This is a genomic window from uncultured Kushneria sp. (genome assembly GCF_947497025.1).
In the GTDB taxonomy this organism is placed as follows: Bacteria; Pseudomonadota; Gammaproteobacteria; order Pseudomonadales; family Halomonadaceae; genus Kushneria.
Window position 1 is genome coordinate 71603 of record NZ_CANMFC010000007.1, and the last position, 11957, is coordinate 83559.

General features: G+C 59.5%; 12 protein-coding genes. 8 read left to right on the forward strand and 4 right to left on the reverse strand.

The genetic code is table 11. The features are described 5' to 3' along the window. Window positions 1-15 precede the first annotated feature (15 nt). Window positions 16-513 (forward strand): NUDIX domain-containing protein, encoded by a 498-nt coding sequence (locus Q0931_RS13540; RefSeq protein ID WP_299261165.1) that lies wholly within the window; start codon window positions 16-18, stop codon window positions 511-513. Window positions 514-543: 30 nt separating this feature from the next. On the opposite strand, the gene dgcA is transcribed toward Q0931_RS13540, so the two are convergent. The 3 genes from dgcA to Q0931_RS13555 form a co-directional block, all read right to left on the reverse strand. After that, window positions 544-1521, reverse strand: coding sequence for an N-acetyl-D-Glu racemase DgcA (gene dgcA / locus Q0931_RS13545; protein ID WP_299261167.1), 978 nt, complete (start codon window positions 1519-1521; stop codon window positions 544-546). Then, window positions 1521-2555, reverse strand: coding sequence for an N-acetyltransferase DgcN (dgcN, locus tag Q0931_RS13550; protein WP_299261169.1), 1035 nt, complete (start codon window positions 2553-2555; stop codon window positions 1521-1523). The genes dgcA and dgcN overlap by 1 nt, the downstream gene beginning before the upstream one ends. A gap of 115 nt (window positions 2556-2670) precedes the next feature. After that, the gene (locus tag Q0931_RS13555; protein WP_299261171.1) at window positions 2671-3555 is read right to left on the reverse strand and encodes a LysR family transcriptional regulator; all 885 of its coding nucleotides are present in this window, start codon (window positions 3553-3555) and stop codon (window positions 2671-2673) included. Window positions 3556-3842: 287 nt separating this feature from the next. Here Q0931_RS13555 and Q0931_RS13560 point away from each other — a divergent pair, with 287 nt between their 5' ends. Continuing rightward, a complete protein-coding gene (locus tag Q0931_RS13560; protein ID WP_299261173.1) occupies window positions 3843-6302 on the forward strand; it encodes a mechanosensitive ion channel domain-containing protein in 2460 nt (819 codons plus the stop codon). Window positions 6303-6377: 75 nt separating this feature from the next. Here Q0931_RS13560 and Q0931_RS13565 read toward each other — a convergent pair whose 3' ends face one another. Next, window positions 6378-6782, reverse strand: a complete 405-nt coding sequence (locus tag Q0931_RS13565) for a hypothetical protein (RefSeq protein WP_299261455.1) — start codon at window positions 6780-6782, stop codon at window positions 6378-6380. A 240-nt stretch (window positions 6783-7022) separates the two neighbouring features. Here Q0931_RS13565 and fabV point away from each other — a divergent pair, with 240 nt between their 5' ends. From fabV to Q0931_RS13595, 6 genes are all read left to right on the forward strand, one after another. Continuing rightward, a complete protein-coding gene (gene fabV, locus Q0931_RS13570; RefSeq protein WP_299261457.1) occupies window positions 7023-8222 on the forward strand; it encodes an enoyl-ACP reductase FabV in 1200 nt (399 codons plus the stop codon). Between the two features lie 8 nt (window positions 8223-8230). Continuing rightward, window positions 8231-8905 (forward strand): DUF2959 domain-containing protein, encoded by a 675-nt coding sequence (locus Q0931_RS13575; RefSeq protein ID WP_299261175.1) that lies wholly within the window; start codon window positions 8231-8233, stop codon window positions 8903-8905. A gap of 121 nt (window positions 8906-9026) precedes the next feature. Then, the gene (locus tag Q0931_RS13580) at window positions 9027-9251 is read left to right on the forward strand and encodes a hypothetical protein (protein ID WP_299261177.1); all 225 of its coding nucleotides are present in this window, start codon (window positions 9027-9029) and stop codon (window positions 9249-9251) included. Between the two features lie 28 nt (window positions 9252-9279). Beyond that, window positions 9280-9882, forward strand: a complete 603-nt coding sequence (locus Q0931_RS13585; RefSeq protein ID WP_299261179.1) for an EAL domain-containing protein — start codon at window positions 9280-9282, stop codon at window positions 9880-9882. 74 nt (window positions 9883-9956) lie between these two features. After that, window positions 9957-10592: a transglutaminase-like cysteine peptidase gene (locus Q0931_RS13590; protein ID WP_299261181.1), complete on the forward strand. Its 636-nt coding sequence runs from the start codon at window positions 9957-9959 to the stop codon at window positions 10590-10592. Between the two features lie 138 nt (window positions 10593-10730). Next, a complete protein-coding gene (locus Q0931_RS13595; protein WP_299261183.1) occupies window positions 10731-11945 on the forward strand; it encodes an aspartate aminotransferase family protein in 1215 nt (404 codons plus the stop codon). Window positions 11946-11957 lie beyond the last annotated feature (12 nt).

Consider the following 11957-nt stretch of genomic DNA (forward strand, 5'->3'; position numbering starts at 1 on the left):
TCGGAGAGCGCAGCCATGGGATCATCACGTGTACGTGTCCAGATTGTGGATGCCCTGAATCGGCCCGTGGGTAGTGCACGTCGATGTGATATGCGCCGGTTGCGGATGTGGCATCGAGCGGTCTATATCTTTGTGATCGATCAGCAAGGCAGGCTTTGCGTGCAGCACCGCACGCCGTGGAAGGACATTTTTCCAGGTTATCGCGATCTTTGTGCCGGTGGGGTAGTCGATGCCGGCGAATCCATGGCATGCGCTGCGCGTCGAGAGCTGCAGGAGGAGCTGGGGTTGTCACTTGAACTGAACTACTGCCTGAAACTTTATTTCGAAGAAGGCATGAATGCCTTTGGCAGCGTTTTTCTGACGCGTTATCGCAATCAGCCCATGACGCTCCAGCCCAGTGAAGTGGCAGGCATCGAGTGGCTGACACTGAGTGAAGCGTTGGCCATTGAAGATGCCACACCCGACTCGCACCAGGCCCTCAAGGTGCTGGTGGAGCAGGGATTCTTGTCATAAGCGCCTGCCTTGGGCAGGCCCTGCAGGTCTTCAGGTGTCGTGAGTCTCCCGGACCCAGCCGTCGCGATAGTCCAGCGCTGGAATATCATCATGTGACAGCCAGATCGGGCCATCTAGATCCACAATGGCGGCGTGGGCGGCGACCGGCAGGGCTGCGCGCATGGCCATGGAAGTGCCCAGCATGCAGCCCACCATGATAGTCATATCATGCTTGCGAGCTTCGTCTACCATGGCCAGTGCTTCCGTGAGTCCGCCACTCTTGTCGAGCTTGATATTGATCATCTCGTAGCGATCGCTCAGCCGAACGATATCTTCCCGGGTATGACAGCTCTCATCGGCGCACAGCGCCACTGGATGGTCGAAGTTGGCCAGCACGCCATCTTCTCCGGCAGGCAGGGGCTGTTCGATCATTTCAACATCGAGTTGTGCCAGCGCCTGACAGTAGTTTTCCACGTTTTCCGGTGACCATGCCTCGTTGGCATCAATGATGATGCGCACGTTCGGCGCCGCGTCGCGTACGGCGCGCACCCGCTCGACAACCTGTTCATCGTTGAGCTTGATTTTTAAAAGCCGTGCGCCCTGCGCCAGCTCCTGACGGGCCGCTTCGGCCATCTCTTCCGGTGTGGCGATGGAAATGGTGTGGGCCGTGACGATTTCACGCCCCAGGGGCGGCCCCAGTCGCGCGGTCGGCGTGGTGCCTTCCTTCGCACACTCCAGCGACCACAGGGCACAGTCCAGCGCATTGCGCGCAGGGCCCGCCGGCAGGCGTTCAAGCAGTGCCTTGCGATCAATGCCCTGTTCGATGGCCAGCGATACTTCATCGATCTCTTCCATGACCGACTCCGCACTGTGGCCATAACGTGGAGTCGGCTTGCTTTCCCCCGTACCGACATACCCGTCCTGATGAATCTCGACGCGGATCACCTCGATCGAGGTACTGGCACCACGAGCAATCACGAACGGGCGATCCAGCTGCCATGTCTGGGTGTAGCGCTTGAGTGTGCGCATTACGCGGCTCCTGTCGTAAAGGCGGCGACCAGCGGTTCGATGCCAAAGCGAATGGGGTCGGTGGCCGGGACGCCAAACTGTTGACTCAAAGACGCCAGCTCACGCCTGGCAGTCTCTTCATCCACCTGAGAGGTATTGACGGAAAACCCGGCGAGCTTCACATCGGGGTTGGTCACTCGAGCGGCACTCAGGTTGGCGTCGATGCACTTGGCCATGTCCGGCATCGGGCGGTTGGGCAGGTGACGCATATGCGGCCGGCCCAGTTCATGACACATCACGATGTAGTCGGGCTGGGCACCGTGTAGCAGACCGAGGCTGACGCCGGCATAGGCCGGGTGAAACAGTGAGCCCTGGCCCTCGATGACATCCCACTGATCGTCGTCACCGGCCGGGCTGAGCCACTCCACGGCGCCGGAAATGAAATCGGCAATGACGGCATCAATGGCCACGCCTTCACCGGCCACCAGTACGCCGCACTGTCCGGTGGCACGAAAGCGCGCCTTGAGTCCGGCCTTTTCAAGGCCGCGTTGCAGAGCCAGCGAGCTGAACATCTTGCCCAGCGAACAGTCAGTGCCGACAGTCAGGATTCGCCTGCCGCTGCGGGGTTCGCCGGTGCCTACCTCCAGCGGTGGGTGGCTGTGGCGGATGTCATGAAGTGTGACCCCATGCTCGCGTGCCAGTTGGGCCACCCCTTCGATGGCATCAAGGCGCTGATGCATGCCGCTGGCCACGTCCATGCCGTGTTCGATGGCCTGACAGATGACGTCACGCCAGTGTGACGGCAGTTTGCCGCCCGAGTTGGCCACGCCGATGACCAGCGTGCGCGCACCGCGTGCCACCGCTTCTTCGATGCTCAGATCCTCGATCCCGACGCTGGCCGTCTGCTCGGTCATGCGCAGCTGACCGACGGCCTTTTCGGGACGCCAGATCACCACGGCGCGAGCCATCTTGGCCGACACGCTGTCTTCGATGTCGCCCAGAAACAGCAGGTAGGGTGAAACAATATCGGCAGGGCGGTAGGGCTGGCTTGTCATCACGGGCTCCGAAAAATGGGGTCCGTGTCAGTGTCGACGATAATTGCCATAGCTTCGAATGCTGTTTTGTCGCTTCGGTATAACCATGACGTATACCGGACGGCTAATTCATTTGTCAGCGCCGGGCATGGAGCGAGAGCTGTTCGATCAAAAGCGTTCGTAGCTGATGTGCGGCGTGAGGCTGAGGGACATGACGCGCCCTTAACAGGGCTACATTCATGTCCAGCGCCGGGGTCAGCGGCAATACCTGAAGCCGGTCGCGATAGCGCTCGGCCGTGAAAGGATCAACGATGCCCGTGCCGCCGCCGGCAATGACCAGCTCTGCAATCACGCTGTAGGTCTTGACCCGCAGACGTGCTGTCGGAGACAGCCCCTCCGCCCTGAGGGCCTGGCCCAGCAGGGCACCCAGGGGGTCATCTTCCGGCATCAGAATCAGGCCGTGGGCATTGAGCCATTCAAGCGTTACATGGGAGGGCGCCTCCATCTCTGGTGGCAGAAGTGCCTTCATGGGCGCGCGCATCAGATGCTCGCACTCGATGCCTTCCGGTGCTGGCTGCTCAAATGCCAGTGCCATGTCCAGCCGATGGGTCAGCAGCTCATCGCACAGGGTGGAAAAGTGGGAGGTGACCAGCTCGATGTCCAGTGCCGGCAGCAGACGTTGAAGGGCGATCAGGGCACCCGGCATGATCAGGTGGCCGGGCGCATGAGAGGCGCCCAGACGCAAGTGCTGGTCCACGCCATGAGAAAGCTGACGCCCCAGCTGATCCACCACATCCAGTTGTTTGATCGCCGCTTCGATCGCCGGCCACAGCCGGAGGGCTTCCGGCGTTGGGGTCAGCCCACGCGGATGGCGCTCAAAAAGACGTACACCCAGCGTGGCTTCGGCATGGGCCAGTGTGCGTGTCACGTTGGGCTGGGAGACATTAAGGCGGCGAGCGGCAGCGCTGACGCTGCCGCAGCTGATCAGGGCATGGAAGACTTCGATATGACGCAGTTTCATGTTCAGGCCACGGTGGTGACAGATTCGACCATGATGCCCGCTGTCAGAGCCCCATGCATCACCGGACCAATGCGTTTTATCAGATGTCCGGAGCCAGTGCGGTGTGCAGAAACCCGCGGGTCAGGAAGACATCATGGGACGCTGGTGACAAACATGTGGGGACGATAGACTCTTTTCAGCATTTTGAAAGCGCTGGCCTTTTGTACCAGGTTATGAAAGTTTACGCGCCATGCGCCCGGCCCAAAGGGCTGACAATAATGATATCTACTCACTCATGGAGAATGCATGTGGCTTTGACGAGGCTGTTTTATTGGCTTCGGCTACCTCTGCTGGTGCTTTTGATCAGCACCATGTCGGTGGCCGCTATGGCTGAATCGCAAACGCAGGAGGCCGCACCGCCGTCTGGCGATCAGGCCTCTTATACGGCACTGGCGGATCTGCTTGAAAATGAGCAGACGCGCAACGAGCTGATCTCCCAGCTGCGCGGTATTGCTCAGGGAGAAACGGCGCCGTCCGAGGAGGCCGGTTCGGATGTGGTCGCAGCCGATGAGCAGTCGCTGGTTGGTCGCATTGCCGACATGACCCAGGGTTTTGCCCAGGGGGTTGCCGAAGATGTGACCAATGCCATTGCCTCCTTCCGCAATGCCGGAGACGGTGAAGGCGCCGGCCTTCCCTGGTCTCTCTGGGGCAGTATTCTGCTGGCCTTTGGCATTGCCGTGGTCTCGACGGTAGTGGCCTTTTTTGTCTTTCGTGCCCTGGTGGCGCGCATCTATCGCCGCATTGATGGCTGGGTGGCCAGCCAGCCGGCGCCTTCCACAGCGCCACCGATCGAGATGGGAGAAGACGAGGACGTCCAGCAAACGCTTGACGAGCGCGAACAAAAGCAGGCCGCCGGAGCGCTGCTGCGGCGCTGGAGTGCCGTCCTTGGTGCGCTTTTGATCGATATTGTTGTGATCGTGCTGGCCGGTGCCGTGGGCTATGTGATCAGCCTGTTCTTTGCCGGCCAGAGCGGCGAGATTGGTCGCGCTGAATCCCTTTTTATCAATGCCTTTGTCATCGTCGAGATCGTCAAGGCCCTGATCAGGATGGTGTTTTCCACGCGCTATGATTCGCTGCGCCTTTTTGCCATGTCGAGCGAGACCGCATCATACTGGAACCGCTGGCTGGCGCGTGTGGTAGGGATCACCGGCTACGGTCTGATGGTCGCCGTGCCCATGATCAATGCCATGCTGTCGCCGGCGGCCGGACAGATCGCCAGTCTGCTTGTCATGATCGGCGTCTACATCTATGCCGTGCGGGTGGTACTGAAAAACCGCAAAACGCTGCGGGACAACCTCAATGCCCGAGCAGATGAGAGCAACTTCGCCTTTTTCGGTACGCTGCTGCGTATTCTGGGCCTCACCTGGCATCTGTTTGCGCTGGCCTATTTCACCGTGCTGCTGGTGGTCAGTCAGGTACAGCCGGCACAGGCCTTGCCTTTCATGGCCCATGCCACCGTGCAGACCCTGCTGGCAGTCGGGATCGGTATCCTGATCTCTTCGATTCTCACCATTGCGCTGGCACGCCGCATTCAGCTCTCCGAGAGTCTGCGTGAGCGCCTCCCGATGCTCGAGGTTCGCATCAACTCCTATGTGCCCAAGGCGCTCAGGGGCCTGCGTATCCTGCTGGGCATCTTCGTGGTCCTGGTCGTACTGGACGCCTGGCGCGCCTTTGATCTGCCGGGTTGGCTGGCTTCCGACAGCGGTGCTGAAACCATCGGCATGATCGTGCATGTGGCGATTATTCTCTTTATTGCCACGCTGATCTGGACGGTAGTGGCCAGCTTTATCGAGCATCGCCTGAGTGCCGCTTCCGCACCGAGCGCTCGTGAAAAGACGCTGCTGTCCCTGTTTCGCAACGCCATCCTGATCCTGATTGTGACCATGACGCTGCTGATCGTGCTGTCGCAGATCGGTATCAACATCGGGCCACTGATTGCCGGTGCCGGTGTGGTCGGTCTGGCCATCGGTTTCGGTGCTCAGAAACTGGTGCAGGACATCATTACCGGGGTGTTCATTCAGCTGGAAAACGCCATGAATACCGGTGATGTCGTGGGCGTGGCAGGTCTGACCGGTACGGCCGAAAAGATCACCATTCGTTCGGTAGGGCTGCGCACACTGGATGGTACCTTCCACGTGATTCCCTTCTCGTCGGTCGATACGGTCTCCAACTACATGCGCGACTTTGCCTACCATGTGGGCGAGTACGGCATTGCCTATCGTGAAGACGTGGATAACGCCATTCACCATCTGCGCGAGGCCTTTGCCGAACTGATGGATAATCCCGATCAGGCCGTCAATGTCATTGATGACATGGCGGTGCCGGGTGTGGTGTCGCTGGCGGACAGCTCGGTCAACATTCGTATCATGATCAAGACCAAGCCCGGCAGCCAGTGGGGCGTCGGGCGTGAGTTCAATCGTCTGGTCAAAAAGCATTTCGATGCGGCCGGTATCGAGATTCCCTATCCGCATACCACGCTCTACTTCGGTCAGGACAAGAACGGTGGCGCGCCGCCGGCCAACGTTCACGTCCTCGACGAGTATGTGGTGGAAGAAGGCCAGGCCGGTGCGGCAGGCCAGACCCCCTCACGCAAGGGCGCCAAAACCGTTTCTTCAGGGCAGTCAGAGCGCAATCGCCTGAAGGAAAGTGAAAAGCTGCCGGATGAGGATAATGACGAAGGCGAGGGTGACAACGATGTTGATCGTTAAACCGGCCTGATCGTCAGTAGCCAAAAGGGGCATCCACGGGATGCCCCTTTTTCATGGGCGTGTCATGCAGGCAGATCAGTTATCGGGCGTCGCATCGCGCGTTCTGCGTCGGGTCAGCACGACGTCCATGAGCATGTTGTAGCGGTGGCGCGTCATCATGGTGGTCAACCCGGAAAAGAGCAGCCAGAAACCCCGGCGCCACCGGGTCAGCTTCCAGACGTGAAAGGTCAGCTGGCGAAGTAGCCGGTCTTCATCAAAGGATCGCCACTCTCCGGCCAGTGACACCTGATGGCGGACCAGTACCGGTGACATCTCGACGCGATAGATGCGTTCAAGCTCGTCGGTGGTGAAGTCATATTGCTCGATGACATCCGCCATGTGGGCGTAGTCGCGTTCACCGGGTTCACGGTCGAGCCACAGCGGTGCCAGCGCCATCCAGAGGTCACGACGATGATCGAGCAGACGCTGTGGGTCATTCATGTTGTCATGAGAAGATGACACCGTTTTCACCCTGCAATATTGAAGCGGTTCAGGGACATTGGTCCCGGCTTGTGCGGACACCTGCGCCCGTACCCGGTAAAATACGCGCCAGGTCGCCATGACTCAATTTTGAGTATCGCAGGGCATTCAGTTGTCCGGCCGGCATTGGCGCAGCATTTCTGGAAGGCATTTCATCGGTTGAAATGCCATTCGTTTATATTTCTGGCAAGAGAGGTGAGTGTGGTTATCCATCCCAAGGTTCGCGGTTTTATCTGTACGACAACCCATCCGGTCGGCTGCGAGCAGAACGTGCGTGAGCAGATCGAGATCACGCGCTCGCGCGGCACCATCGAAAATGGTCCCAAAAAGGTCCTGGTGATCGGGGCGTCTACCGGTTACGGCCTGTCGGCACGAATCACCGCCGCCTTTGGATGTGGCGCCGATACGCTGGGCGTATTCTTTGAAAAGCCGGGCACCGAGACCCGCCCGGGGTCGGCCGGCTGGTACAACTCGGCAGCCTTTGATCGTCTGGCAAGCGCTGAGGGCCTCTACAGCCGTTCGATCAACGGTGATGCCTTCGCCCATGCGACACGCGATCAGGCCATCGAGATGATCAAAAACGAGATGGGTGGCCAGATCGATCTGGTGGTCTATTCGCTGGCGTCACCGGTGCGCAAGCTGCCCGATAGCGGCGAGGTGGTCAAATCGGCCCTCAAGCCGATCGGTGAGACCTATCGCGCCACGGCACTGGATACCAACAAGGATCAGATCATCGAGGCCTCGGTCGAGCCCGCTTCACAGGAAGAGATCGACAATACCATTCGCGTCATGGGCGGCGAGGACTGGGAGCTCTGGATCGATGCACTCGATAAGGCCGGTGTACTGGCCGAAGGGGCCAGCACGGTGGCCTTCAGCTATATCGGTACCGAGATCACCTGGCCGATCTACTGGCACGGCTCGCTGGGCAAGGCCAAGGAAGATCTGGACCGCGCCGCGCAGGCACTCGATACCCGCCTGAGCGCAAAGGGCGGCCACGCCAATGTGGCTGTGCTCAAGTCCGTGGTGACTCAGGCCAGCGCGGCCATTCCGGTTATGCCGCTGTATATCTCCATGGTCTATCGCATCATGAAGGAGAAAAACCTGCATGAAGGGACGATCGACCAGCTCAATCGCCTGTTCCATGAGCACCTGACGGCCAGTCAGATGCCGGCGCTGGACGACGCCGGTCGCATGCGTCTGGATGATCGCGAGCTGCGCGATGACGTGCAGGATGAATGCAAGGCGCTGTGGCCGCAGGTGACCAGTGACAACGTTTTTGAAATGACCGATTACGCCGGCTACAAGCATGAGTTCCTCAAGCTGTTCGGCTTTGATCGTGACGATGTCGACTATGACGCCGACGTCAATCCGAAGGTCGATTTCGACGTGGTACAGCTCTGAGGTCCATCATGGCGTTATTGCGACACGCACGTTTAACGACATGGGCGCCCACAGGGGTGCTGCTGGCATCCCTGCTTCTGTCCGGCTGTCAGAGTGCCTATTACGACGTCATGGAGCAGGCCGGCGTTCACAAGCGCGATATCCTGTCGGATCGTGTCATTACCGCACGTGATGCGCAGCAGGATGCTGACGAACAGTTTTCTTCGGCGCTCGAACGTTATCAAAGCGTGGTGACGGTGCCCGAAAGCAAGCTGTCCCGTGCCTATGGTGAGCTCGAGTCCGATTACGAGCGCAGTCAGGCGGCGGCCGAGCGGGTGAGTCAGCGTATCGATGCCATCGAAAGCGTGGCGCAGGCGCTCTTCAGTGAATGGGAAGGCGAGCTGGATCAATATCAGAACCAGACCTATCGCCGCCAGAGCGAACGGGAACTTGAGCAGACACGTCAGCGCTACAGTGAAATGCTCGATGCCATGCACCGCGCGGAAGACACCATGCCGCCGGTGCTGACGGCCATGCATGACAACGTGCTGTTTCTCAAGCACAACCTGAACGCCCGGGCGATTGGTGCGTTGAAAGGTGAAGTCAGCCAGCTGGAAACCCAGATTGCCACATTGAGGCGTGAGATGCAGGCCTCGATAGAGCGATCCAACCGCTTTATCGAAGGGATGGAATCAACAGGCTGATTGCCTTGTCTTCTCTTGTTCAGGCAGCCCTTTGGGCTGCCTTTTTTTATGCTTAACAAGCACTATATATTCGATAAATATGAAGTATTTCAGTAATGTTGCGGGATAGGGGACTGACGTGATGGCAGCTGATGGCGGTCGCGTCATTCTGGCTGACGGTACTGTTCTGAGCCTGAGTGCGGGCCAGCCCGGTACATTGGTCAGCACGGGAGATGTTCATGAACTGGTGGTTGCACAGCAGCTAACCGATGTTGATCCCGATATTGCTGCGCTACAGGCCGCTATTGCTGCCGGTCAGGATCCTACAGAGTTACAGCAGGCTCCGGCCGCCGGTATTGCTCAATGATGGCCAGGAGCTGCACCGCGAGCTTTTCATGCGATTCAGGGAAGGGGACGAGGTGCATCTGGCGTCGACCTTTTTGCCCATTGCATGGCATTTCGGTATCGGAGCGCAGATGGATCGCTACGTGCTGGACTGGCTGAGCCGTCACGGTCACGACACCGATTACCGCCTGGCCGTGAATCTGACCCAGGACCTGGTCGGCAGCGATGAAGAAGTCGATGGTCTGATCGAGTGGCTGAAAACGTATCCGACGCTGGCCTGTCGCCTGGATCTTGAGGTCACGGAAGAGAGCGTTTTGCGCCATACCGACAACGTACAACGCCTTTTCCGCGTGGCGTGGAACCTGGGGGGCCGCGGCGGTATCGATCGGTTTGCACGCAATCTGAACTCCCTGCCGATTCTGAGCCGACTGCGGCCGGATTACGTCAAGATCGACCAGACCTTTTTTGTGCGTGACGATGTTGACAACGAGTTTTTGCACAGCCTGTGCATGGCTGCCCATCAGATCGAGGCGCTGGTAATTGTGACGCGTGTCGAGTCCGAGGCGCAGCGCGCCCGCGTGACCGATATCGGTGCGGACGGCTATCAGGGTTATCTGGCACCCGCCGTGACATTGAACCCCGGGGCCAATTGATCGACGCATTGGCCGATAAACAAGCATGATCTGACAGGGAATGTCTGCTGATGTGGCGATGGTGCCGGTGGGGAGTGACAATACTGCTGGGGATCGCCATTCCGGTCTCGGCCGGCATGCTGTCGAATGCCTCTGTCCCGGCCTCCGCTGCTATCACGTCTCATTACGGTACGGCCGGTCTTGAGCGGGTGCAGCGCTGGCAGGCGCTGATCACCAGGCTCAAGGGCCAGCCGGTGGCGGCTCAGCTGACCGGGGTCAATGACTTCTTCAATCAGCTGGGTTTTGTGGATGATGTCGATATCTGGCATCAGGCGGATTACTGGGCCACGCCGGTCGAGTTTCTGGGCGTCGGGCGCGGGGACTGCGAGGAGTTTGCGCTGGCCAAGTATCTGACCCTGCTCGAGCTGGGGGTGCCCGATGATCAGATGCGCCTTCACTATGTTAAATATGTGCCCTATGACCAGTTTCACGTGGTGCTTTCCTGGGCGGCGACGCCGCAACAGATGCCGGTGATCCTGGATAACATCGACAAAACCATCGCACCGGCCGCTTCGCGCCGGGATCTGATCCCTGTCTATAGCTTCAACGGCAGCAGCCTCTGGACATCGACTGCGTCGGGTCAGGAGGCGCCGGTCGGCAGCTCAAGCCATATGAGCCGCTGGGAAGACTGGCAGGTGCGTGTGCGCAACGGTGTCATGCACACGCCCTGACCCTTTCTACCAAAGTGAAGGCGCGATCGTGTCATGGATCACGTCTGCCCCCTGCCTTTTGCCGGTCTCCTCTGCGTATACTGATATACCTGTCGGCGACGTCTTGTCGCCAGATGTGTTTGTCAACGGAGACCTGTCATGAGCTGGACCCCCACCCGTGAAGCCTTTGATCAGTACATGCTGCCCAATTATTCCCCTCAGAAGGTGATACCGGTGCGCGGCGAGGGTAGCCGCCTGTGGGACCAGAACGGTCGCGAATATATCGATTTTGCCGGTGGCATTGCGGTCAATGGTCTGGGGCATTGCCATCCGGTACTGATGGAAGCCCTGAAAGCGCAAAGCGAAAAGGTCTGGCACCTCTCCAATGTCTATACCAATGAACCTGCATTGAAGCTGGCCCGTACGCTGGTCGAGAAGACCTTTGCCGACAAGGTGTTTCTGTGTTCCTCGGGGGCCGAGGCCAATGAGGCGGCCCTGAAGCTGGCGCGTCGCTATGCCCATGACACCGCGGGCGAGCAAAAGCATCGCATCGTCTCCTTTCGTCAGTCCTTCCACGGTCGCTCCTTCTTTACCGTCAGCGTCGGCGGCCAGCCCAAGTACTCTCAGGGCTTCGGCCCGGTGCCCGGCGGCATTGTGCACGGCACCTACAATGATCTCGACAGTGCGCGCGAGCTGATCAACGACGACACCTGTGCGGTGATCGTCGAACCCATGCAGGGTGAGGGCGGCGTCACCCCGGGCACGCCCGAGTTTCTCGAAGGCCTGCGCAAGCTCTGTGACGATCACGGGGCGCTGCTGATCTTTGATGAAGTCCAGTGTGGCGTCGGGCGCAGCGGCCATTTGTACGCCTATATGCATTATGGGATCACGCCCGACATTCTGACCTCGGCCAAGGCACTGGGTGGCGGTTTCCCGATGGGTGCGATGATGACTACCGATGAGATTGCGCGCGTGTTCGTGGTCGGCACCCATGGCTCGACCTATGGTGGCAATCCGCTGGGATCGGCGGTGGCGCTGGCGGCGGTGGAAACCATCAGCTCGCCCGAGGTGCTCAAGGGCGTCGAGGCGCGCTCACAGCGGTTTCGCGAGCACCTGCAAAGGCTCAACGAAAAATATGACTGCTTCAGCGACATCCGCGGCCTGGGGCTGCTGCTGGGGGCGCAGTTCAATGAATCCTTTGGCGAGCGGGGGCGCGAGGTACTGGCGGCCGCAACCGAAGAGGGACTGATGATGCTGGTAGCCGGCCCCAATGTGCTGCGCTTTGCGCCGTCTCTGGTCATTGAGCTGGAGGTGATCGATGAAGGCATGGCGTGTCTCGATCGGGCCCTGGCGCGGGTAATGGCCAACCGCTGAGGGGGCGCTGAC

What these genes read in the sequence shown, in the direction of transcription:
- Q0931_RS13540 (WP_299261165.1), top strand. Translation starts at nt 16, where the DNA reads ATGGGATCATCACGTGTACGTGTCCAGATTGTGGATGCCCTGAATCGG.
- Q0931_RS13555 (WP_299261171.1), bottom strand. Translation starts at nt 3,555, where the DNA reads ATGAAACTGCGTCATATCGAAGTCTTCCATGCCCTGATCAGCTGCGGC.
- Q0931_RS13585 (WP_299261179.1), top strand. Translation starts at nt 9,280, where the DNA reads ATGCGATTCAGGGAAGGGGACGAGGTGCATCTGGCGTCGACCTTTTTG.
- Q0931_RS13580 (WP_299261177.1), top strand. Translation starts at nt 9,027, where the DNA reads ATGGCAGCTGATGGCGGTCGCGTCATTCTGGCTGACGGTACTGTTCTG.
- dgcN (WP_299261169.1), bottom strand. Translation starts at nt 2,555, where the DNA reads ATGACAAGCCAGCCCTACCGCCCTGCCGATATTGTTTCACCCTACCTG.
- Q0931_RS13595 (WP_299261183.1), top strand. Translation starts at nt 10,731, where the DNA reads ATGAGCTGGACCCCCACCCGTGAAGCCTTTGATCAGTACATGCTGCCC.
- Q0931_RS13575 (WP_299261175.1), top strand. Translation starts at nt 8,231, where the DNA reads ATGGCGTTATTGCGACACGCACGTTTAACGACATGGGCGCCCACAGGG.
- Q0931_RS13565 (WP_299261455.1), bottom strand. Translation starts at nt 6,782, where the DNA reads ATGAATGACCCACAGCGTCTGCTCGATCATCGTCGTGACCTCTGGATG.
- dgcA (WP_299261167.1), bottom strand. Translation starts at nt 1,521, where the DNA reads ATGCGCACACTCAAGCGCTACACCCAGACATGGCAGCTGGATCGCCCG.